Here is a 21,733-nt window from a genome sequence, read left to right on the forward strand (position 1 = left end):
GGCGAGGTCGCCCGTCGTGTCGGTCGTGCACCACTATCTGCCGCAGAGTGGGAGCAGTTGGCCGAATCCCTGGCGGAGGTGGTCCTCCGGGGATTGCTCCCGGCGCAGCCGCGGTCGGATTCATAAGAGGCTCAGGACATCGCCGGGTACGAAAGTTTGCTTCCACACCCCGTCCTCCCTGGCTGCGCTCAGCGCTGTCGCTCGCCGAACTACCGACTCTAGGCACGGTCAGGTGGTCAACAGCACGCCCGCGTACGACACCCCGGCGACGACCGCCCAGGAGCTCAGCCCCAGAGCGGCGGCCCGCCCCCCGGTGCGGGCAAGCGTGGGCAGGTGCACCGCGCTCCCGAGGGCGAACAGTGCCGCGGTGAGCAGGATCTCCTGCGCCAGGGACGCGCCGACGAGCACACCCTCGGGAAGCCAGCCGGTACTGCGCAACCCGATCATGGCGAGGAAGCCGACGACGAACAAGGGCACGAGCGACGGCCGCCGGCTCCGCGGACCGTCGCCGTCGGCGCCCTGCGTGCCGGCGCGAAGCGCCCGACCGAGTCCGAACACCACGGCGGCGACCAGCGGCGCGAGCAACGCCACCCGCATCAGCTTCACCAGGACGGCGTCGCCGAGGGCCGCCGGCCCGGCGGTCTGCGCGGTGGCGACGACCTGCCCCACGTCGTGCACGCTCGCTCCGACCCAGCGTCCGAACTGCACGTCGTCGAGTCCCAGCGGCTGTTGCAGCAGCGGAAGGACGGCGACGGCCAGCGTGCCGCAGAGCGTCACCAGGGCGACCGAGGCCGCGGCGTCCTCGTCGTCGCTGCCGGTCGCCGCGCTGACCGCGCCGATCGCCGAGGCGCCGCAGATCGAGTAACCGGCGGCGATCAGCAGCGGTTGATCGCCGCGCAGGCCGAGACGGCGGCCCAGCCACCACGTGCCCAGGAACGTCGCCGCCACCACCGCGACCACCATTACCATGCTCGGCCACCCGAGCTCGCGCACATCCTGCATGCTCAGCTTCAGCCCGAGCAGCACGATGCCCAGCCGCATCAGCCGCTTGCCCGCGACGCTCAGCCCGGGCCGGGCCACGCCGCGCACCCGCTCGCGGACGACGGGTAGGTGGGCGGCGGCGATCCCCAGCACCATGGCCGCGGTCAGCGCCGGCACGGCGGGCAGTGCCCAGTGCACCGCCCAGGCGCCGGCGGCCCCGGCGCTCGCGGCCAACAGGCCGGGCAGTACGGCCGATCCCCCGCCCCAGCGCGGGCCCGGGAGCCGCGCCGCGGCGGACCCCTTCGCGACGTCCGGACGGCCGTCGCGGCATCTCCCCGGGTGGTCGCCGTCGCCGGTCCGCGAGGGCGCCTCCGGGAGGAGTTCGCTTCGCATCGCGCTGATCAACGCCCCGGTACCCGCGTCCCTCACGACTCGTCGGTCCGCTGGTCGTACACCCGCCGGACACTCGTCCCGAGGCGGGAGATGTCCGCTCCGTAGATGTGCAGGGACACCGCGATGCCGTCCCCTCCGTTCCAGACCCGGTGGATGTCGCCGGGCGGCGCGAAGCCGCACACCTCGCCCTGCCGGTTCACAACGTCCTGGGTCGCCACGAGCCTGGCGGTGGTGCCGTCGGAAACCAGGCGGAACCGCCGCTCGTGCTCCTCGCCCTGATGGACTCCCGTGACGCACCAGGCGACGTGGTCGTGGATGGCGGTTCGCTGGCCGGGGAGCCAGACCAGGGCCACGATCGAGAACCCACCGTCCCGCTCGGCGTGCAGGAGATGCTGGCGGTAGTGATCCGGATCACCCTCGTACTGGTCGGGGGTGAGCAGATCGGGCGCGCCCAGGTGGGGAGCGAGCCGCTCCCCCACCAGGTACGCGGTCAGATCGTGCGGCAGGCCGCGGTCCACCACGCCCCGCACCTCCTCGACCAGCCTCCCGAGGCGGGGGGTGGTGGCGGTGACGACAGGAACAGCGGCCGGAGTGGTCATGACGTCAGCCTGACCGCTACAACCCATCACGTCCAACAACAGTCATTTGCATGATCCCAAGGAACGCTTATGGGCCATGCGGCAGACCGCGGCCGTGACTCACCCAGCGAGGTCGGCCCTCCTCCGCCAGGCCACCGACGCGAGCGCCTTCAGGAGCCGGGCGGTCGCCGGAATGCGCAGGTGCTCGCGCAGGACGTAGGCCGACACCTGCCGCCGCGATGCGGGCGACAGGGGGCGGCCACTGACCTTGTCGTGACGGAGGAAGGAGAGGGCGAGCCCGGGCATCATCGCGACGCCGAGGCCCTGCGCGACGAGCGACTGGACCGCGAGGTTGTCATCGGTGGTGAACACGATGTCGGGGGTGAACCCGAGCTGGGCGCACTCGTGCAGGAAGTTGGTGCGGCAGCGCAGGCAGCCTGCGATCCAGCGCTCCTCGGCGAGGTCGGCGAGCTCGACCTCGTGGCGCTCGGCCAGCGGATGCCCGCCGGGCAGCAGGACGGTGAGTTCGTCCTCCAACAGCGGGACCTCCACCAGGTCCTCCGGCACCTCCTCCCGCATGCCGGGATAGGTGAAGGCCAGCGTCAGGTCGCTCTCGCCCTGCACCACCCGTCGCAGCGAGTCGGGCGGCTCGTCCTCGAGCAACTCCACCCGGATTCCCGGATGCTCGACGGCGAGCAGCGCCATTGCCTCGGGGACCAGCGTCGCGTTGGCGCTGGGGAACGCGCACACCCGCACCCGGCCGGTGTGCAGCCGCGCTATCGCGGCCATCTGCTCCCGGGCGACCGACATGCTGCCGAGGATGTTCTCCGTGTGGCGGGCCAGCGTCTCCCCCGCCTCCGTCAACCGCAACCGCCGCCCCACGCGGGTGCACAGCGGAGTGCCGACCGCGCGCTCCAGGGCCTTCATCTGCTGGGTGATCGCGGGTTGGGTGTATCCCAGGGCCTGCGCCGCCTTCGAGTACGACCGGGCCCGGACCACCTCGTGGAACGTCCTGATGTGGCGCGAGTCGAACACCACCGGATCATAGGCACGCGGGTTGTCCTGCACGAGGCCACGGAGCGTGATATCCGACGCACATGCGTCCCCGACATGCCGATCATGATCAGTCACCGGGCGGCATGAGCGCGGGCCCGGCCTGGCGAGCAAGTGCTGCAGGTGGGCCGGGCTGCGGCGGCTCAGAGCTTGTCGATCGGGGCGTGCCGGAGCACCAGCCACATCGTCTGGTCGCCGAAGTCGATCTGCGCCCGGGCACCCGGGCCGTGCCCCTCCACGGCGAGCACCCGACCGAGGCCGTATCGCTGGTGGTTGACCCGGTCGCCGGCCGCCACCTTCGGACCCTGCGGCAGCTCGCTGGCGGTGGCCAGCCGGCTGCCGTCCACGCCGAGCCGCTTCGCGAGCTGGGCCGCCTTCGGCGTACCCCCGGTGAAGCCGCCGCGCCCGCCGGGCGCGCGGTCCGCACGGCCGCCGACGCCGCCGCCCCCGCCGCCCCACGAGGTGTACGACCCCTCGGTGCGCTCCCAGCGGACCAGCTCCGGCGGCAGCTCCTCGAGGAAGCGCGACGGCGGGTTGTAGGCCGGCTGCCCCCAGGCCGAGCGGGTGACGGACCGGGAGAGGTAGAGCCGCTGCCGGGCCCGGGTGATGCCGACGTAGGCCAGTCGGCGCTCCTCCTCCAGCTCCCGGGTGTCGCCGAGCGAGCGCAGGTGTGGGAAGACGCCGTCCTCCAGGCCGGTCAGGAAGACCACCGGGAACTCCAGGCCCTTGGCCGTGTGCAGCGTCATCAGGGTGACCACGCCCTGGTGGTCCGGGTCGTCGGTGGGGACCTGGTCGGCGTCGGCGACCAGCGCCACCTGCTCCAGGAAGCCGGCCACGGTGGCCCGCTCCCCCTCCTCCCCGAGCGCCTCGATCCGCTCGGTGTACTCCCGGGCGACGCTGACCAGCTCCTGGAGGTTGTCCACCCGGCCGGCGTCCTGCGGGTCCAGGCTCTCCTCCAGCTCGGTCAGGTAGCCCGAGCGGGTCAGCAGCGCCTCCAGCACCTCCTCCGGGGTGCCGCTCTCGGCCAGCTCCCGGGCCCCGTCGAGGAGCGCGACGAAGTCGGCGATGCCGTTGGCCGCCCGGGTGGAGATCCCCGGAGCGTCCTTGGCCCGGCGCAGCGCCGCGCCGAAGGAGATCCGGTCCCGGCTGGAGAGCGCCTCCACGCACGCCTCGGCCCGCTCGCCGATGCCCCGCCGCGGCGTGTTCAGCACCCGGCGGAGGCTGACCGTGTCGTCGTCGTTGACCACCGCGCGCAGGTAGGCCAGCGCGTCGCGGACCTCCTTGCGCTCGTAGAAGCGCACCCCGCCGACCACCTTGTAGGGCAGGCCGACCCGGATGAAGACCTCCTCGAAGACCCGGGACTGGGCGTTGGTGCGGTAGAAGACCGCGACGTCGCCCGGGCGGGTGTGGCCGTCGTCGACCAGGCGGTCGATCTGCCGGGCCACCCAGTCCGCCTCGGCGTGCTCGGTGTCGGCGACGTACCCGACGATCCGCTCCCCGGCCCCGGCGTCGCTCCAGAGCCGCTTGGGCTTGCGGGAGGTGTTCCGGTCGATCACCGCGTTGGCGGCGTTGAGGATGGTCTGGGTGGAGCGGTAGTTCTGCTCCAGCAGGATCGTCCGGGCGTCGGTGAAGTCCCGCTCGAACTCCAGGATGTTGCGGATCGTCGCGCCACGGAACGCGTAGATCGACTGGTCGGCGTCGCCGACCACGCAGAGCTCGGCCGGCTCGATCCCCTCGGTGCCGGAGACCAGCTCCTTGATCAGCACGTACTGGGCGTGGTTGGTGTCCTGGTACTCGTCGACCAGGACGTGCCGGAACCGCCGCCGGTAGCTCTCCGCGACGTGCGGGTGCGACTGCAGCAGGTGCACCGTCGCCATGATCAGGTCGTCGAAGTCCAGCGCGTGCGCCTCGCGCAGCCGCCGCTGGTAGAGCGTGTAGGCCTCCGACAGCGCCCGCTCGTTGGGGCCCTTGGCCCGGGCGGCGAACTCCTCCGGGTCGATCAGCTCGTTCTTGAGGTTGGAGACCTGGGCGGCCAGCCCGCGCGCCGGGTAGCGCTTCGGGTCGAGGTCGAGCTCCCGGGCGACCAACTGCATGAGCCGGCGCGAGTCGTCCGCGTCGTAGATCGAGAAGGTCGACTTCAGGCCGGCGTGCTCGTGTTCGGCGCGCAGGATGCGGACGCAGGCGGAGTGGAACGTCGACACCCACATCAGCCGGGCGCGCGGGCCGACCAGGGCGGCCACCCGCTCCTTCATCTCCCCGGCGGCCTTGTTGGTGAAGGTGATCGCGAGGATCTCGCCCGGGTGCACGTCCCGCGCGGCGAGCAGGTACGCGATCCGGTTGGTCAGCACCCTGGTCTTGCCGGAGCCGGCGCCGGCCACGATCAGCAGCGGGGAGCCGGCGTGGGTGACGGCGTCACGCTGCGGACCGTTCAGCCCGGCGAGGAGGGCCTGCGGGTCCAGCCGGGCGCCGGCGGACCCGGGCCGGTGCGGCCGGATCGGCCGGGACTCCGGCGCGGGTGGAGACGCGGGGATGTCAAAGAGAGGATGCATCGCACGGCGAGTCTATGTCGTCGGCCGGACAATACCCGCCCGCGCACGCCCCGATGAGACAAGCCGGCACCGGCGAAGGGATGTGCCTCGTCCCACCAGTTGGCGGAATCCTTGCGCCCGCGGGCGGGAGGTCGGCATACTCGACGGCGTGTTCGGTCAGCGCTTCTACTTTTACTACGGCACCGGGAGTCCGGCAGCCGTAGGTCGCGCCTGATCACAAGACCTGCGAAACGCCCCGGGCTCCTGGAGCCCGGGGCGTTTTCGTCCCGGGATCCGGGCACCGGGCCTGATGTCCGAGGGGTACGGCGATGATGACAGACGTGGTGGAGTCCAGCGGCGGCATGGCGTCCCGGAAGACCGGGGACGGGGACACCGACCCGCGGCCGGGCGACGGCGGGGGCGTGCCGGCCAGTTCGACGGGCCCCGAGACGGCCGGGACCGGCACCAACGACTCGGCGGCCGCCGCGCGGATCATGGCGATCCGGGAGCGGATCGACGAGATCGACCGGACGCTGATCGAGCTGTGGCAGGAGCGGGCCGGCCTCTCCCAGCAGGTGGGGGCCACCCGGATCGCCTCCGGCGGCACCCGGCTGGTGCTCTCCCGGGAGCGGGAGATCCTCGAGCGGTTCCGGCAGGCACTGGGCGCCGACGGCACCCAGCTCGCGCTGCTCCTGCTCCGCGCCGGCCGCGGACCCTTGTGACGGGTGTCCCCGGCCCGGCCGCCGGGCGGCACCGCCCGGTCCGCCGTCCCGCGGGCGTACCCCGGATGGCGCAGCGGGCCGACGGCGGCCGACCCCCGGATACGACGAACCGCCTGCCGGCGTCGCGTTGGCGCCGGCAGGCGGTCCGAAACGATCACACCTCGTGGGCGGCGACGATCTCCCGCTTCTCCGCGAAGTGGCAGGCGCTCGGGTGGTCCGAGCCCCGCCGGATCTGCAGCAGCGGCACCTCCTGGGCGCAGATGTCCTGCGCCTTCCAGCACCGGGTGCGGAACCGGCAGCCCGAGGGCGGGCTCACCGGGGAGGGGACGTCACCGGTGAGGCGGATGATCGCCTTGTTATCCCGCACGGTCGGGTCCGGCACCGGCACCGCCGAGAGCAGCGCCTGGGTGTACGGGTGGGTCGGCCGCTCGTAGATCTCGTCCTCGGTGCCGACCTCCACCATCTTGCCCAGGTACATCACCGCGACCCGGTCGGAGAGGTGGCGCACGACCGACAGGTCGTGGGCGATGAAGACGTACGACAGGCCGAACTCGTTCTGGAGCTTCTCCAGCAGGTTCATCACCTGCGCCTGGATCGACACGTCCAGGGCCGAGACCGGCTCGTCGCAGACGATGATCTCGGGCCGCAGGGCGAGCGCCCGGGCGATGCCGATGCGCTGCCGCTGACCGCCGGAGAACTGGTGCGGGTACCGGTTGATGTGCTCCGGGTTGAGGCCGACCAGGTCGAGCAGCTCCTTGACCTTGCTCCGGCGGCTGCCCCTCGGGGCCACCTCGGGGTGGATCTCGAAGGGCTCGCCGATCAGGTCACCGACCGTCATCCGCGGGTTCAGCGAGGTGTACGGGTCCTGCATCACCAGCTGGATCTGCCGGCGCAGTCGCCGCAGCGCCCCGCCGGAGAGCTTGGAGATGTCCTGCCCCTTGTAGAACACACTGCCGCTGGTCGGCTTCTCCAGGCTCATCAGGACCCGGGCCAGCGTCGACTTGCCGCAGCCCGACTCGCCCACCACGCCGAGGGTCTCGCCGGCCTTCAGGTCGAAGGAGACGCCGTCGACCGCCTTGACCTGACCGATGGTCTTCTTGAACACGATCCCGCGGGTGACGGGGTAGTGCTTGACCAGGTCACGGACCTCGATGATGTTCTCAGTCACGGTTCACGAGCTCCTCGGCGAAGTGGCAGGCGCTGGCCCGACCGCGGCCGATCTGCAGCAGCGGGGGCAACTTCTCCCGGCACACCGGCTGCGCCATCGGGCAGCGCGGGTTGAACGGGCAGCCCGTCGGGATGTTCATCAGGTTCGGCGGGAGGCCCTTGATGGTGCGGAGCTCCTGCCCCTTCTCGTCCAACCGCGGGATCGAGTTGAGCAGGCCGAGGGTGTACGGGTGCGCCGGCTTGGCGTACAGGTCGTACACGTCGGCTTCCTCGACGATCCGGCCGGCGTACATGACCGCGATCCGGTCCGCGACGTCGGCGACCACGCCGAGGTCGTGGGTGATCAGGATCATGCCCATCCGCCGCTCTCGCTGGAGCTCGCCGAGCAGGTCCATGATCTGGGCCTGCACGGTCACGTCCAGCGCGGTGGTCGGCTCGTCCGCGATCAGCACCTCCGGGTCGAGCGCCAGCGACATCGCGATCATCGCGCGCTGCCGCATACCGCCGGAGAACTGGTGCGGGTAGTTGCTGTACCGACCCTTGGCGTTCGGGATCTTGACCTGGTCGAGCATCTCGATCGCGCGCTTCTTGGCGTCCGCGCGGCTCAGGCCACGCCGGACCCGGAACTGCTCGGCGATCTGGAACCCGACGGTGAAGACCGGGTTCAGCGCGGAGAGCGAGTCCTGGAAGATCATCGCGATGCCCTCGCCGCGGATGCGGCGGCGCTCCTCGGCGGACATCTTGAGCATGTCCCTGCCGTGGAAGCGGACCTGGCCACCGGTGACGAAGCCCGGCGGGGTGTCCAGGATGCCCATGATGGTCTGCGCGGTGACGCTCTTGCCGGAGCCGGACTCGCCGAGCACGGCGAGGGTCTCCCCCGCGTCGACGTGGTAGGTGACTCCGTTGATGACCTTGGCGACGCCGTCCCGGGTGCGGAACTCCACGCGCAGGTCGTCGACCTCGAGCAGCCGGCCGGAGGGGCGACCGGAGCCACCAAAGCCCGGCGCGGACTGCTCGGACACGAGAATGTCGGACAACTCAGTCTCCCCTAGCGGAGTTTCGGATCGAGGGCCTCGCGGACCGCCTCGCCCAGCATCACGAAGCTCAGCACGGCAGTGACGAGGAACGCGGCGGGGAAGAAGAGCAGATTGGGCGCGACCCGGATGTAGTTCTGCGCCTCACTGATCATGATGCCCCACGAGACCACCGGGCTCTTCAGGCCGACGCCCAGGAACGACAGAGTGGCCTCGGCGCCGATGAAGGAGCCGACCATGATCGTCCCGTAGACCAGCAGCGGCGCCAGGCAGTTCGGCAGCAGGTGCTTGAGGATGATCCGGCCGGTGCCCGCACCGAGCGCCCGGGCCGCGACGATGTAGTCGGCCTCCTTGGTGGCCAGCACCGAGGAGCGCATCAGCCGCATCACGACCGGCCAGCTGAGCACCACGAGGGAGGCGGTGACCAGGCCCATGATCTCCCACTTGCTGTTGCTGGTGCCCGACCCGTTGAAGGTGGTCAGGATGACGATGGCACCGAGCACGAACGGCAGGCCGAAGAAGACGTCCGCTACCCGCGAGAGGAGCGAGTCCAGCCAGCCGCCGCGGTAACCGGCGATGATGCCCATCGTCCCGCCGATCAGCAGGGTGCCGATCACGGAAAGCAGCGCCACGACGATCGAGGCGCGGGCGCCGTAGATCACCCGGGCGTAGACGTCCCGGCCCTGCACGTCGTACCCGAACCAGGCGTGGGCTGACGGCTTGTTCAGGCTCCGCGACAGCTGGCCGTTGACCGCGTCGCCGGAGGTGAAGAGCGACGGAAACGCGGCCATGAGGACGAAGACCACGATGAACGCAGCGGAGATCCAGAACAGCGGCTTGCGGCGCAGGTCTCGCCACGCGTCGCCGAGCAGGCCGCGCGGCTTCTCCCGGCGGGCGTTCTCCGGCAGGCCGGCGTTGGTCGGAGCGCCGATCTCGGTCGGCTGCTCGGGACGGGGGGTGCTGACAAGCGATGCGGCACTCGGGTCACTCATAGCGGATCCTCGGGTCCAGGGCGGCGTAGAGCAGGTCGACCAACAGGTTCATCAGCAGGTAGACCAGCACGAGCACCACCACGATGGAGACAACGGTAGCGCTCTCCTTGGTGACGATCGACCGGTAGACCTGGCGACCGATGCCGTTGATCTGGAAGATGCCCTCGGTGACGATGGCGCCGCCCATCAGCGCGCCGAGGTCGGTGCCGAGCAGCGTGACCACCGGGATCAGCGAGTTGCGCAGCAGGTGCACGCCCACCACCCGGCGCATCGGCAGGCCCTTGGCGATGGCGGTACGGACGTAGTCGGCGCGGCGGTTCTCCGCGATGCTGGTCCGCGCCACCCGGGCGATGTACGCCATCGAGGCGCTACCCAGCACGAAGCCGGGGATGATCAACTCGGAGAGCGGCATCTCGCTGGAGACGGTCGGCTTGACGATCTGCCACTGCACACCGAACAGCCACTGGAGCACGAAGCCCACGACGAAGACCGGCAGCGCGATCAGGAAAAGCGTCGAGACCAGCACCAGGTTGTCGAGGAAACCGTTGCGACGCAGGCCGGTCAGCACACCGGCGCTGAGGCCGATGACCGCCTCGATGGTGAGGGCGACCACGGCCAGCTTCAGCGTGTTCGGGTAGGCGGTCAGGATGATGTCATTGATCGACCGTCCGCTGAACGTCTCGCCGAAGTCGCCCTGCAGGAGGTTCTTCATGTACATCGCGTACTGCACGAAGATGCTCTGATCGAGGTGGTACTTCTCGGTCATGAACGCGATGTAGGTGTCCGGGCAGCGCCGCTCGCCGCACTTGCCGGCGAACGGATCACCGGGGACGGCCCAGACCAGCGCGTAGATCATGAACGTGGTGCCAATGAAGACTGGCACGAGTTGAAGTAGCCGCCTCAACAGATAACGGCCCATGGGGTGGTCCTCCAGACAGGGTGCGCGTCGGACGGCCGACGCGACGGCGGTCATGTGCGAGTGTGAGTGCTGTAACACCCGCTCGCGGAACGGCCCCGGGTCGGGCCCACCGGATTTGGCGAGCCCGACCCGGGGGTCAGACCGTTCGGATCAGAGCTCGACCGAGGAGAGGTCCAGCTCGCCGACGTTGTTCAGTTCCATCTTCTTGATCTTCTCGGAGTGGCCGGACTGCTGGCCGTAGTAGTAGATCGGGATGGTGGGAACGTCCTCGTCGATCTTCTTCAGCACCTCGGCGAACTTCTGGTGCGAAGCCTCGAGGCTGGGGGCGCCGCTGGCCTCCTTGGCCAGAGCGTCGACCTGCGCGTTGCTGTAGAGGCCGTCGTTCGAGGAGCCGCCCGTGACGTAGAGCGGGTTCACCCAGTTCTCGATGTCCGGGTAGTCCTGCTGCCACGCGGCGCGGTACAGGCCCTTCATCTTGTGGGCGTTGATGTTCTGCCGGAACACCGCGAAGGTCGGCACACCCTCGGCCCGGGCGTTGATGCCCAGGTTGGTCTTCACCTGCTGGGCGACGGCCTCCATCCAGTCCTTGTGGCTGGAGTCGGCGTTGTAGTAGAAGACCATCTCGCCCTGGAAGCCACCGGCCTCCTGGAGCAGCTGCTTGGCCTGCGCCGCGTCGAACTTGCAGACGGTGCAGTTGCCCGGCTCGGCGCCCGGGGTGAGCGGGTTCGCCCAGCTGTCAGCCGGCTTGCGGGTACCGAAGAAGATCTTCTCGGAGATCTCCTGCCGGTTGATCGCCAGCGAGACCGCCTTGCGCAGCTTCGCGTTCTGGAAGCGCTTGTCGTACATCGGGAACGCGATGAACGCGGTCGACGGGGTGGTGGCCGACATGGCCCGGTCGCCCAGGTCGCTCTTCCACTTGTCGCCGGCGAGCGCCGAGGTGGGGACCGTCTCCATGAAGTCCAGGTTGCCGGCGAGCAGGTCGCTGTAGGCGGCGTTCTCGTCCTGGTACAGCTTGTAGGTGACGTCCTTGATCTTCAGCTTGTCGCGCAGGTTGTAGTCGTCGAAGCGCGTCAGCTTGATCTGGACGTTGTCCTCCCAGGAAACGAACTTCACCGGGCCGTTGCCGATCGGGTTCTTACCGAACTCCTCGGGCTTCATGGTGAAGAACTTGTCCGGCAGCGGCATGAAGGCGCTGTAGCCGAGCTTGGTCGGGAAGACCGCGGTCGGCGCGCCGAGGGTGACCTCGAAGGTCTGGTCGTCGACGACCTTCAGACCGGACATCTTGTCGGCCTTCGGAGTCGGGGCCTTCTGCGGGCCCTCGCCGTCCGGGTCCTCGGTGGCGACGTCGCCGTAGCCCTGGATGTCGGCGAAGAAGCTGCCGTTCGCGGCGCCGTTCGGCGAGTACGCGGCCCAGTTCCAGGCGTCGACGAAGTTCTTCGACTTCACCTCGGTACCGTCGTGGAACTTGGTACCCTTCTTGATCTTGATGGTGAAGACCTTCGAGTCCTTGGTGTCGATGGACTCCGCCAGCGCGTTCTGCGGCGCGCCACCGTTGTTCGGGTACTCGACCAGGCCGGTCCACAGCGAGTCGACGATCTTGCCGCCACCGGTCTCGGTGGTGTTCGCCGGAACCAGCGGGTTCTCCGGCTGGACGCCGTGAATGGTGATCGCGCCATCCTTGGTGGCGCCGGCGTCGCCGCCGCCGCCATCGCTCTTCGAGCAACCGGTGGCGACCAGCGCGGCGGCAACGCCGACCGCGAGGGCGCCAGTCGCCCGCTTCGAGACTCTCATTCCGAGGGGCCTCCTCTTTCTGACCTGGTTCCGTCGTGGGTTTCACGCACGTCTTGGGGGTGACGCCGCCGCCGACCCGAACCACAGGTCGACGGTTTACCGCAGAGGAAATCGGGACACCCCAGGGGTACCGATCCGCCGGGCGCCCCACCCGTCGGAGGCGACACCACGCAGGGTCAGCGGCCACGATCAGCCACGGAGGAGTGGCGTTACGTGGTCGGCGTGCCGACGAGGTGCCCCACACCGGGGGCGGGGTGCTGCAACTGTGACACTCACCGGCCCTTTCCGTGAAGGTGCCGTTATCAAGCCGTTAGTTGGCCGCCACGTTGCCGATACTTGAGAAAAGATCACGAAAGGGCCCAGTCGTACCCCTCTGAACAGGTAGATCAGGACGATAGCGGGCGGAGAAGACCCGTAGGCTCACGCTCTGTGAGCTTCCCCTCTTCTTCTCCGGTGCTACCGGACGTCCGTCGCACGCTGGCCGTATTTGCCCATCCGGATGATGTCGACTACGGCTGTGCGGGCACCATCGCCGGCTGGGTGGAGGAGGGCGTCGAGGTCGCGTACCTGATCGTCACCCGCGGCGCCTCCGGCGGCTTCGACGAAACCCCGCGAGAGGAGATGCCCTGGCTGCGCGAGGCGGAGCAGCGAGCCGCGGCCGCCGCGGTCGGGGTGCGCCGGGTCGACTTCCTCGAGGACCACCCGGACGGGCTCCTCAGCCCCACCCCCGCGCTGCGCCGGGACATCACCGCGGCGATCCGGCGGATCCGACCCGACCGCGTGCTGACCAGCTCGCCGCTGCGCCGCTGGGAACACCTCACCGGCCCGAGCCACCCCGACCACCTGGCGGTCGGCGAGGCCACCACCTGCGCGGTCTACCCGGACGCGCGCAACCGCTTCGCCTTCCCGGAACTGCTGGCCGAAGGGTTGACGCCGTGGGTGGTCCGGGAGATCTGGTACGCCGGCGGCCCCGCGCCGGACCACGCGGTCGACGTCACGGAGCAGTACGACCGCAAGGTCGCCGCCATGCGGGCGCACCGGTCGCAGACCGCGCACATGGACGTCGAGACCTGGGTGCGCGACCGGCTCGGCACGGTGGCCGAGAACGCCGGCCTGCCCGCCGGCCGGATGGCCGAGGCGTTCACCGTGCTGCGCACCGAGTGACCGGACGGATCACACCAGGCGGCGGTCCGCCGCCCACCGGGACAGCTCGTACCGGTTGGACATCTGAAGCTTGCGCAGCACGTTCGACACATGCGTCTCGACCGTCTTGATCGAGATGAACAGCTCCTTGGCGATCTCCTTGTACGCGTACCCCCGGGCGAGCAGCCGGAGCACCTCGCGCTCGCGGTTAGTGAGCTGGTCCAGCTCCGGGTCGGCGACCGGCGCGTCCGGCCGGGCCGCGAACGCGTCCAGCACGAAGCCGGCCAGCCGCGGGCTGAACACCGCGTCGCCCTCGGCCACCCGACGGATCGCGTCGGTGAGCTCGTCGGGCGAGATGGTCTTGGTGACGTACCCTCGGGCCCCGGCCCGGATCAGCCCGATCACGTCCTCGGCGGCGTCCGAGACGCTCAGCGCCAGGAACCGCACCTGCGGGTGGCTACGCCGCATCGCGTCCAGCACCGCCCGGCCGCCCCCGTCCGGCATGTGCACGTCGAGCAGCACCACGTCCGGCTGAGTGGCCGCGATCCGGCTGACCGCCTCGGCCACCGTACTCGCCTCGCCCACCACCTCGACGCGGCCGCCGAGCTCGGCCCGGACCCCGGCCCGGAACATGGCGTGGTCGTCGACGAGGAACACCCGCAGCCGCCCGTCCCGGGCCTGCGCCCCCTCGTCCGGTCCGTGCTCGGCCATGATCATCTGTCCCTTTCCGTCGTGGAGCCGGTCCCGTTGATCGGCATGATCAACCGAACCTCGGTCCCCTCCCCCGGCCCGGAGCGGATCTCCGCCCGGCCGCCGTGCCGCTTCATCCGCCCGATGATCGACCCTCGGACGCCGTGCCGGTGATCCTCCACGGTATCCGGGTCGAAGCCCTTCCCCCGGTCCCGTACGAAGGCGCTGACCTGGTCCGGCTCCACCTCCGCGTAGAGCGACACGGTCTGCACCCCGGCGTGCCGGGCAGCGTTCACCAGCGCCTCCCGGGCGGCGGCGACGAGCGCGCCGACCCGCTCGTCCGTCTCCCGGTCGCCGACCACCACCGCCTCCACGGTGATGGCGAAGGTGTCCTCCACCTCGGCGGCGGCCTGCTCCAATGCGGCGGCGAAGCGCTCGGCCGGCGAGGCGGTCGGCTTGTAGAGCCAGTTCCGCAGCGACCGCTCCTGGCCCCGGGCCAACCGCTGCACCGTCTTGACGTCGCCGGCGTTGCGCTGGATCAGGGCCAGGGTGTGGAGCACCTGGTCGTGCACCATGGCGGCCAGTTCGGCGCGTTCCTGCTCCCGGATGCGCCCCTCCCGCTCGGAGCGGAGCTGGTTCCACGTCCGCCAGAGCACCGGCGCCGCCACCACACCGACCCCGGCCAACCCGACCAGCGCGAAGATCACCCCGTTGATCACCGCGTCGAAGTTCTGCGTCGGTGAGTAGACCGCCGCCACCCCGATGATGCCGACGGCGACGAGCACCCCGCCGCCGATGAAGCGGAGCACGAAGGCGCGGCGGTCGCTCTCCTCGACCACGGCGCCGAGCCAGGGCACCGGCATCGACTCGCCCCACTGCCGGCGGCGCTCGGGGGCGGACTGGTGCCAGATGACTCCGGCGCCCACCGCGATGATCGCGACCAGCCACCCGGCGGTGCCGGCCGCGCCCACCGAATCGAAGACCATGACCTGGGTCAACAGCACGCCCAGCCCGATCGCCACGAACGGCAGGAGCTGCGCGATGTCCCGCCGGGGCGGGACGGCGGTGTCGCCGGGGCGCAGCGGGACCACCGCCCAGAAGGCCGCGTAGAGCAGCAGGCCGAGGCCGCTCAGCCCGAGCAGGACCATGAAGGCCACCCGGACCCGGACCACCGAGATGCCCAGGTGGTCGGCGATGCCGGCGGCCACCCCGGCGGCCAACCGGTGCTCGGGGGCCCGGTAGAGGCGGGGTGGTGGCGGAGTCACGGTGCTGCTGATCGGAGGCTCCCGGGTGAGGAAACGAGGGTGCGGGCCGGTCCCGGCCGGCGCCGATTCGATCGTCACACGTCCGGACGCCTCCGGACCACGGGGACGCCCCCGACATCCGGGCCTCGGGATCTCAGGGTGGGGTCAGGGTCGGGTCCGGAGGACGATCGGACGGCCGCGGAGCAGGATCGGAGCATGACCGAGGATGCTGCCCGTCCGCCCCTGCCCGGGGCGGCACCGCCGGACGGGCCACCGCCACCCCCGCCGCCGGGACCGGCGCCGACCACCCCCGCCGACCAGACGGCGCCCCCCGCCGCCGGGCCGACGGCCGCCGCGTTCACGGGGGACGCCGGCGCCGACCGGCCTGGATCGACCACCGGGTCCGCCGACCCGCCCCCGGGCGCGTCGGCCGCCGGGTCCGCCGAGCCGCCGCCGGCCGCCGGCGCCACGCCCGGCGGGCATCCACCACCCGGGTACGCCCCGCCGCCCGGCGGCGCCGGCTTCACCTCCCGGTACGGGCTGGTCCGCCCCCGCGAGGGCCGCTACCTGGCCGGCGTCTGCGCGGCGATCGGCCGGGCCACCAACACCGACCCGGTGCTCTGGCGCGTGCTGCTCGCCGTGCTCGGCTTCTTCGGCGGCATCGGCGTCCTGATCTACGTGGCCGCCTGGCTGATCATTCCCGGCGAGGGGGACACCGCCTCACCCGTGGAGTCGATGCTCGGCCGCGGCCGGTCCAGCATGTCGCCGGTCACCGTCATCGTGCTCAGCATCCTGGTCGCGGTGAGCTTCGGCTACATCGTCACCGACGCGTTCCGGGCGGTCCTGCTCGGCGCGGCCATCCTGATCGGCGGCGCGCTGCTGCTCAATCGGGACCACCGCGCGCCGGCCGGACCGCAGGGTCCACCCGGACCCCCGCCGGCGCCACCCGGCCCCGTGCCACCGGCCAGTTGGCCGGCCCCGGGGCTCTTCACCCCGCCGGCCGGTGCCGGCGCGCCCGCCGGGGCCCCGACCTCCGGTCTTGCGCGCCAGGCCGGACCGGCGACCCCCGCCGGGGGGCCGACCGCGGCGGCCTGGGAGCCGTCGGCGGGACCGGCGACCGGTGAGCGGACCGCGGCGGGCCACCCGGCCGGCGCCGCCGCCGAACCGCCCGCCTGGTCCGGGGCCGGGCAGACCGGCGTGCTCCCCGCGCCACCCGGGGCGGAGCCCACCACGGAGCTGCCGGCCTGGTCCGGGACGCAACGGGCCGACGAGGAATCCGCCTGGTCCACACCGGAGTCCCGGGCCGAGGCGGCCGGGTGGCCGCCCGCCTCGACGACCGGCGCCGTTCCGTCCGTGCCGCCGGCGTCGCCGGTCACCGCGCCGCTGCCGCCGGGCGGTTACCGGGCCCCGTTCGCCCCCCGCGGCCCGTACGCCGGGCCGTACCCGCCGGCGCAGCCACCCGCGCCGGCGGCGAAGGCACCCAAGCGACCGAAGGAACGGTCCCCGCTCGGCGCGGTGACCTTCTCACTGATCTTCCTGGCCCTCGGCGTGGTCGCCGTGCTCGACCTGCTGGACGTCTTCCCCGTCGGCGCGGCCGGGTACTTCGCCGCGGCGCTGGCCACCATCGGGCTCGGGCTGCTGGTCGGCACCTGGTTCGGCCGGGCCCGCTGGCTGATCGCGCTCGGCCTGGTGACCGCCGCCGCGCTCGGCGTGGCCACCGTCGCCGAGTCCTACGACCGGGTACGCGGGGTGGACGGCAACGTGACCTGGGCACCGACCGACTACCGCGATCTGGCGGTCCGGTACGAGAACAACTTCGGCGACGCCGTGCTCGACCTGCGCGCGGTCGACTTCGACAAGAAGGACACCCAGATCACCGTGGCGGTCAACTTCGGCGAGGCGACCGTGGTGGTCCCGCCGAACGTCGACGTCACCACGGTGGCCGACGTGAACGCCGGTGACGCCACCGTCTTCGGTCGCCGCTCCGGCGGGCTGCACGGCCGCCAGCGGGAGAGCACCGACCTCGGCCCGGACGGGCCCGGCGGTGGCACCCTGCGCCTGCTCATCCACGTCAACGCCGGCAACCTGGAGGTGACCCGGTGAAGGCCCACCGCACGGACGTCGTCTCGTTCGCCTTCGGGCTGGTCTTCCTGGCCCTGTCCGTCTGGTGGCTGCTCGCCCGGATTCTCGGGCTCACCCTGCCCCCGGTGGGCTGGTTCCTGGCCGGCGCGCTCATCCTGATCGGAGTGCTGGGAGTGGCCGGCGCGCTGCGCTCCGGGCGGCACGCGGACCGGAACCCGTCCGCGGACGGCACGGACGCCGAGACCACGGTGTCGGCGCCCTATGCGGACGGCACCCGGGGGTGGGCCGGGCCGGAGCGCACCGAGGCCGACGAATGGCCCACCGACGCGGTGGCGGACGTGCCGACCGAGGCGATCGAGGACCGCCCGGTCAGCGGCCCAGGAGGCGAGCCGCGCTGGTCGCCGTCCGCACCGCCCGGCGACCTGGCTGGCCACGAGCGGCAGGATGCCGGCACCGAGCCGGCGACCGACGAGCTGCCGGCCGTCGGCGACGAGCCCGGCGTCAGGACGCGGCCGACGACCGGGGAGGACCGGTCCGACTGAGCCGACAGCGGTGCCCCGGGCGGAGTGGCCGGCCCCACCCCCGGGTCCTCGTCGATCACGCGGGCGATGATGGCCCGCCACGGCGATGCGAGTCTCCTGCGGAGGCGCATATGCTGGCCGGTGGAGATCTCGCCTCCGCCGGCCGGCCCGCGCCGCGGGGCCTCGTCCGCGGCTCAGCCGGTCAGGTCGCCGTGGCGGTCCCGCCGCGATTCCCCGTCTCTACCTCGTCAGGAGCCCGTCCGACATGACCCAGTCCCCCGCCGTGCGCACCACCGGCCCCTCCGGTCCGGTCCGCATCGGCGAGCGCGCCGCCCGTACCCTCGTCACCGAGCTCGCCCGGCGTAACGACCCGAAGGCGGCCCTGCTGATCGGCGCGACCCCGGGGTCCGCGGTCCTGGCCGCGGCGGTCGAGGCGCTGCTTCCCGGCGACCGGCTCACCGTCGTGCCGGCGGAGGGATGCTCCCCCGCCGCGCTGCGCGAGCACGTGTCGGCCCAGGGCGGCTGGGTCGCCGACCGGGTCCGGGTGGCCGCCACCCTCGCCGAGGCCGACGCCGCCGAGGTGGTCATCGCCGCCGAACCGCTCACCGGCACCGCCGAGGAGGCGCGCGCGACCGTCAACGGCCTGGCCAAGTACCTGACCGACGGCTCCGTGCTGAGCGTGGCCGCACCGATCTTCCGGACCGAGGGCGCCGCCGCCGAGCTGGACCGGCAGGGCGTGCTGCACGGGGTCCGGACCGACCTGGTGCTGCGGAACTCCCCGCCGGTCCGGGTGCACCACCTGCGCTTCACCCCGGCCAGCGCCGCGCTCGCCGCCCGGCTCTCCCCGGCGTACCGGCCGTCCAGCGTGCCGCTGGCCCGCAACATGCACATCGACTCCAACGGGGTCGCCGCGGCCGGCATCAGCCTCGGTCTGGCCGCGCTGGCCCGGATGACCCGGCCGAAGTCGAAGCTCTGGCTGCTGCCGGCGCTCGCCGCCGCCCCGGTGGCCGCCTTCTTCCGGGACCCGGAGCGGGACATCCCCGAGGATCCGTCGGCCGTGGTCGCCGCCGCGGACGGTCAGGTTCTCTCCGTTCAGCGGCTGCACGACGAGCGCTTCGGCGAGGGCGAGTGGCTGCGGATCGCGGTCTTCCTCTCCGTGCTGGACGTGCACGTCAACCGCGCCCCGGTGGCCGGCAAGGTGGTCGACTACTTCGTCGCCGACGGCGGCTTCGTCAACGCGATGAAGCCGGACGCCGAGCACAACGTGGCGGCGTACACGGTGCTGGACACCGAGCACGGCACGGTGGTCGTCGCGCAGCGCACCGGCCTGATCGCCCGGCGGATCGTGCAGCGGGCGCCGGTCGGCGCGCTGCTGGCCAAGGGCGAGCGCTTCGGGCTGATCCGGTTCGGCTCCCGGACCGACGTCTACCTCCCGGCGGACGCCGCCGAGCCGCTGGTCGGCCCGGGCGACAAGGTGGTCGGCGGCTCGACCGTGATCGCCCGCTGGGTCTGAGCCCGGACGCGCGAAGAGGGGCGTCGCGGTCGCGGCGCCCCTCTTCGCGTACGTCGGTGGATCAGGCGGTGTGGCGCTGGTGCAGCCAGAGCAGCGGACCGCTGACCAGGTAGCCCACCACCACCAGGGCGAAGGTGAGCCGGATGTCGACCAGCGCGCCGATCACCGGGGCCAGCCAGAGCCACGGCGGCAGCTTGACCAGCCGGGCGACCTTGGCGTACGGGAAGCTGGAGACCATGGCGACGCCGAGCAGCGCCACCCCGCCGACCATCACCAGGCCGGACACCGGCAGCCCGATCGCCACCGTCAGGGCCAGCACGGCGGCCGCCATGGTGGTGGGCACGCCGCAGAAGAACCGGCCGTCCTTCGGCGAGACGTTGAACCGGGCGAGCCGGATCGCGGCGCAGGCCGCCACGAGGGCGCAGGCCACCGCGGCGGCCGCCGGTGGGACCGAGCCGGCCAGCGAGGCGTAGACCACCACCGGGGCGGCGAGCCCGAACGAGCACATGTCGGCCAGCGAGTCCATCTGCGCGCCGAACGGGCTGGCCACGCCGAGCTTGCGGGCCAGTGCGCCGTCCAGGCCGTCGAAGGCGACGCAGGCGATCAGGCAGAGCGCCGCGACCCGGACCTCGCCCTGCATGGCCAGGAAGATGGCCAGCATGCCGAGCATCAGGCTGCTCAGCGTGCAGGCGTTCACCACGGCGAACTTCATCCGGCGGGCGGCCGTGCGATCACCCGGCAGCAGCGGGATGGACATCGGCGGCGCGTCGTCGACCGGCGACGTGGGGGCCAGCGCCGGGCTGACCGGCACCACGGCCTCGACCTCGGCGCGGTCGAACCGGTCGCGGCCGTACCGGCGGCGCTGCCGGTCGGTGTAGCGGTGGTCGGGCACGACCAGGTCGTTGCCGGGGACGGCGTCGACATCACGGCGACCCACCCGGACCAGCAGCACCTGGCGGGCAAACGTGCTGCTGCGGCGCAGCCGGCCCGCCCAGCGACGCCCTGCGGGGCGCGGACTGTCAGTCGTACGACGCCGGCGCCATGGGGCTCTCGGCACGCTTCCTCCATCACCGGATCGGCTGACCGCCACGAGGGCGGGTGTCCGGCTGTCTCGTGCCGGACCGCTTTCGGGCCCGGCAGCCGTTTGCGGAGTAACACCATTGCATAAGGGAACGGGGCTTGGCGATAGCTGCCGGCGGTACTTATATCTCCCTTAAACCGCGCGAACTGCCCTCATATTGCCATCTCGGGCGTCATCGCCCGTTTCCTCCGCCAATCCCAAGTCCCGACTGTACCGGAGGCGGCCCAGGTGGGCTCGACAAGTGGGCGCTACCACCCCGAGCGTCCGGTTGCCCGGGCCGCCACCTCGGTCATCCGCAGCCGGCTGACCCGCTCCGGAGCGAACCAGGCCGCCCTGGCGGTGGAGCCGCCGGCGAGTTCGGTCACCACCGCCTCGGTGGGGGCGTCCACCCGGACCCGGTAGATCACCCGGACCGAGTGCCAGTCCAACGGCCGTCCCTCGGGACCGAGCGCGGCGGGGTTGTGCAGGTTGTCGACGGCCATCAGGTCGACCACCCGACCGAGCTGGCCGGCCTCCTCGACCAGCTCCCGGAGCAGGCCTGCGGCCGGCTGCTCCCCGTGGTCGTGCCGCCGCCGGGCAGGTGCCACCGCCCGGCCCCCGGGTAACCCTCAGCGATCATGGTCAGCAGCACCCGGTCGGCCGGGTCGGTGACCAGCCCGTACGCGGCGAAGCGCTGGCGCCGGTCGGTGGCGGGCGGAGCGGCGTGCGCGGGCGGCAGGGCCCGGGGCAGGTCCCGCGGCAGGGGGCGCCACCGGAAGCCCGAGCAGCTCGGCGGTGAACGGCATCAGCGGCACTCCCGCCGCCTCGTCAGGGGTGAACCAGCGCAGCTCGTCGCTGCCGCCGGCCGGCTCCGGGCGGAGCTCGCCTCCCCGCGCCTCGACGTCGAACACCAGCCGGTCGGTGTGCACGATGACACCGGCGTCCCGGAAGGTGGCCACGTCGGCCACGGCGTCCCGCACCCCGGTCACGCGGACGGCCAGCCCGGTCTCCTCGGCGAACTCACGCACCACCGCGGCGGCGGGATGCTCGGCGTGCTTCAGCCCGCCGCCGGGCAGCTGCCACACTCCGGGGTACGGGCAGCCGGCGGATCCTCGGGCCAGAAGTACCCGCCCGTCGGCGTCCCCCAGCACCCCGTACGCCCCGATCCGCCGCCGCTGCTCCACCAGCTCCCCAATTCCCGCCTCCCGGCCCGTCCGGTTACCCCGTCGATCATGAATTTATTGCCCGCGAGGGTGTGGTGACGTTCGGGCTCATCGGTTGAGGGCGATCGCTACCCGGGGAGCAGGGGTTACCCGCGGCCT

At 72.0% G+C, this 21,733-nt stretch carries 16 protein-coding genes and 2 pseudogenes; 5 read left to right on the forward strand and 13 right to left on the reverse strand.

The window, feature by feature from the left end; genetic code table 11:
* Positions 1–228: 228 nt before the first annotated feature.
* The 4 genes from GA0070624_RS33550 to pcrA form a co-directional block, all read right to left on the reverse strand.
* Positions 229–1,410: a YeiH family protein gene (locus GA0070624_RS33550; protein WP_218105354.1), complete on the reverse strand. Its 1,182-nt coding sequence runs from the start codon at positions 1,408–1,410 to the stop codon at positions 229–231.
* Positions 1,407–1,973, reverse strand: a complete 567-nt coding sequence (locus GA0070624_RS33555; protein WP_091347783.1) for a cysteine dioxygenase family protein — start codon at positions 1,971–1,973, stop codon at positions 1,407–1,409. The genes GA0070624_RS33550 and GA0070624_RS33555 overlap by 4 nt, the downstream gene beginning before the upstream one ends.
* Positions 1,974–2,072: 99 nt before the next feature.
* On the reverse strand, positions 2,073–2,987 hold the full coding sequence (locus tag GA0070624_RS33560) for a LysR family transcriptional regulator (protein WP_091350414.1): 915 nt from the start codon (positions 2,985–2,987) through the stop codon (positions 2,073–2,075).
* A 161-nt stretch (positions 2,988–3,148) separates the two neighbouring features.
* Positions 3,149–5,554, reverse strand: coding sequence for a DNA helicase PcrA (gene pcrA / locus GA0070624_RS33565; RefSeq protein ID WP_091347787.1), 2,406 nt, complete (start codon positions 5,552–5,554; stop codon positions 3,149–3,151).
* A gap of 308 nt (positions 5,555–5,862) precedes the next feature.
* Here pcrA and GA0070624_RS33570 point away from each other — a divergent pair, with 308 nt between their 5' ends.
* Positions 5,863–6,255 carry a chorismate mutase gene (locus GA0070624_RS33570; protein WP_091347790.1) on the forward strand — a complete coding sequence of 131 codons (393 nt, stop codon included), beginning with the start codon at positions 5,863–5,865 and terminating at the stop codon, positions 6,253–6,255.
* Between the two features lie 154 nt (positions 6,256–6,409).
* Here GA0070624_RS33570 and GA0070624_RS33575 read toward each other — a convergent pair whose 3' ends face one another.
* The 5 genes from GA0070624_RS33575 to GA0070624_RS33595 form a co-directional block, all read right to left on the reverse strand.
* On the reverse strand, positions 6,410–7,423 hold the full coding sequence (locus tag GA0070624_RS33575) for an ABC transporter ATP-binding protein (protein ID WP_091347792.1): 1,014 nt from the start codon (positions 7,421–7,423) through the stop codon (positions 6,410–6,412).
* Positions 7,416–8,444, reverse strand: coding sequence for an ABC transporter ATP-binding protein (locus tag GA0070624_RS33580; RefSeq protein WP_091347795.1), 1,029 nt, complete (start codon positions 8,442–8,444; stop codon positions 7,416–7,418). The genes GA0070624_RS33575 and GA0070624_RS33580 overlap by 8 nt, the downstream gene beginning before the upstream one ends.
* Before the next feature lie 26 nt (positions 8,445–8,470).
* Positions 8,471–9,448, reverse strand: a complete 978-nt coding sequence (locus GA0070624_RS33585; RefSeq protein ID WP_091347799.1) for an ABC transporter permease — start codon at positions 9,446–9,448, stop codon at positions 8,471–8,473.
* Positions 9,441–10,367, reverse strand: a complete 927-nt coding sequence (locus GA0070624_RS33590; protein ID WP_091347804.1) for an ABC transporter permease — start codon at positions 10,365–10,367, stop codon at positions 9,441–9,443. Before GA0070624_RS33590 ends, GA0070624_RS33585 begins: the two co-directional genes overlap by 8 nt.
* A 150-nt stretch (positions 10,368–10,517) precedes the next feature.
* Complete coding sequence (locus GA0070624_RS33595; RefSeq protein ID WP_091347807.1) at positions 10,518–12,158, reverse strand: peptide ABC transporter substrate-binding protein; 1,641 nt, start codon at positions 12,156–12,158, stop codon at positions 10,518–10,520.
* Positions 12,159–12,587: 429 nt separating this feature from the next.
* Here GA0070624_RS33595 and GA0070624_RS33600 point away from each other — a divergent pair, with 429 nt between their 5' ends.
* A complete protein-coding gene (locus GA0070624_RS33600; RefSeq protein ID WP_245719101.1) occupies positions 12,588–13,322 on the forward strand; it encodes a PIG-L deacetylase family protein in 735 nt (244 codons plus the stop codon).
* Between the two features lie 9 nt (positions 13,323–13,331).
* On the opposite strand, the gene GA0070624_RS33605 is transcribed toward GA0070624_RS33600, so the two are convergent.
* Both GA0070624_RS33605 and GA0070624_RS33610 read right to left on the reverse strand, forming a co-directional pair.
* A complete protein-coding gene (locus tag GA0070624_RS33605) occupies positions 13,332–14,012 on the reverse strand; it encodes a response regulator (RefSeq protein ID WP_091347810.1) in 681 nt (226 codons plus the stop codon).
* 2 nt (positions 14,013–14,014) lie between these two features.
* Entirely contained in the window at positions 14,015–15,256 is a 1,242-nt protein-coding gene (locus tag GA0070624_RS33610; protein WP_091350420.1) for an ATP-binding protein, read from the reverse strand.
* Between the two features lie 195 nt (positions 15,257–15,451).
* On the opposite strand from GA0070624_RS33610, the gene GA0070624_RS33615 reads away from it, so the two are divergent.
* From GA0070624_RS33615 to GA0070624_RS33625, 3 genes and pseudogenes are all read left to right on the forward strand, one after another.
* Positions 15,452–17,338 carry a PspC domain-containing protein gene (locus GA0070624_RS33615; RefSeq protein ID WP_091347814.1) on the forward strand — a complete coding sequence of 629 codons (1,887 nt, stop codon included), beginning with the start codon at positions 15,452–15,454 and terminating at the stop codon, positions 17,336–17,338.
* Positions 17,335–17,571: pseudogene (locus GA0070624_RS33620) on the forward strand (hypothetical protein); the annotation flags it as partial. The gene GA0070624_RS33615 and the pseudogene GA0070624_RS33620, both read left to right, overlap by 4 nt.
* Before the next feature lie 532 nt (positions 17,572–18,103).
* Positions 18,104–19,351: a phosphatidylserine decarboxylase gene (locus tag GA0070624_RS33625; protein ID WP_091347817.1), complete on the forward strand. Its 1,248-nt coding sequence runs from the start codon at positions 18,104–18,106 to the stop codon at positions 19,349–19,351.
* 61 nt (positions 19,352–19,412) lie between these two features.
* Here the strand turns inward: GA0070624_RS33625 and GA0070624_RS33630 are convergent, their stop codons facing one another.
* Together GA0070624_RS33630 and GA0070624_RS33635 are read right to left on the reverse strand one after the other, a co-directional pair.
* Entirely contained in the window at positions 19,413–20,333 is a 921-nt protein-coding gene (locus GA0070624_RS33630) for a CDP-alcohol phosphatidyltransferase family protein (RefSeq protein ID WP_091350423.1), read from the reverse strand.
* A 347-nt stretch (positions 20,334–20,680) separates the two neighbouring features.
* Positions 20,681–21,595, reverse strand: a pseudogene (locus tag GA0070624_RS33635) (NUDIX hydrolase).
* Between the last annotated feature and the right edge of the window lie 138 nt (positions 21,596–21,733).

The sequence above is a fragment of the Micromonospora rhizosphaerae genome (assembly GCF_900091465.1).
Lineage (GTDB): Bacteria > Actinomycetota > Actinomycetes > Mycobacteriales > Micromonosporaceae > Micromonospora > Micromonospora rhizosphaerae.

Excerpts from the sequence above, each read along its gene's own strand:
- GA0070624_RS33555 (WP_091347783.1), bottom strand. The coding sequence starts at position 1,973 with ATGACCACTCCGGCCGCTGTTCCTGTCGTCACCGCCACCACCCCCCGC.
- pcrA (WP_091347787.1), bottom strand. The coding sequence starts at position 5,554 with ATGCATCCTCTCTTTGACATCCCCGCGTCTCCACCCGCGCCGGAGTCC.
- GA0070624_RS33570 (WP_091347790.1), top strand. The coding sequence starts at position 5,863 with ATGATGACAGACGTGGTGGAGTCCAGCGGCGGCATGGCGTCCCGGAAG.
- GA0070624_RS33585 (WP_091347799.1), bottom strand. The coding sequence starts at position 9,448 with ATGAGTGACCCGAGTGCCGCATCGCTTGTCAGCACCCCCCGTCCCGAG.
- GA0070624_RS33590 (WP_091347804.1), bottom strand. The coding sequence starts at position 10,367 with ATGGGCCGTTATCTGTTGAGGCGGCTACTTCAACTCGTGCCAGTCTTC.
- GA0070624_RS33595 (WP_091347807.1), bottom strand. The coding sequence starts at position 12,158 with ATGAGAGTCTCGAAGCGGGCGACTGGCGCCCTCGCGGTCGGCGTTGCC.
- GA0070624_RS33605 (WP_091347810.1), bottom strand. The coding sequence starts at position 14,012 with ATGGCCGAGCACGGACCGGACGAGGGGGCGCAGGCCCGGGACGGGCGG.
- GA0070624_RS33615 (WP_091347814.1), top strand. The coding sequence starts at position 15,452 with ATGACCGAGGATGCTGCCCGTCCGCCCCTGCCCGGGGCGGCACCGCCG.
- GA0070624_RS33625 (WP_091347817.1), top strand. The coding sequence starts at position 18,104 with ATGACCCAGTCCCCCGCCGTGCGCACCACCGGCCCCTCCGGTCCGGTC.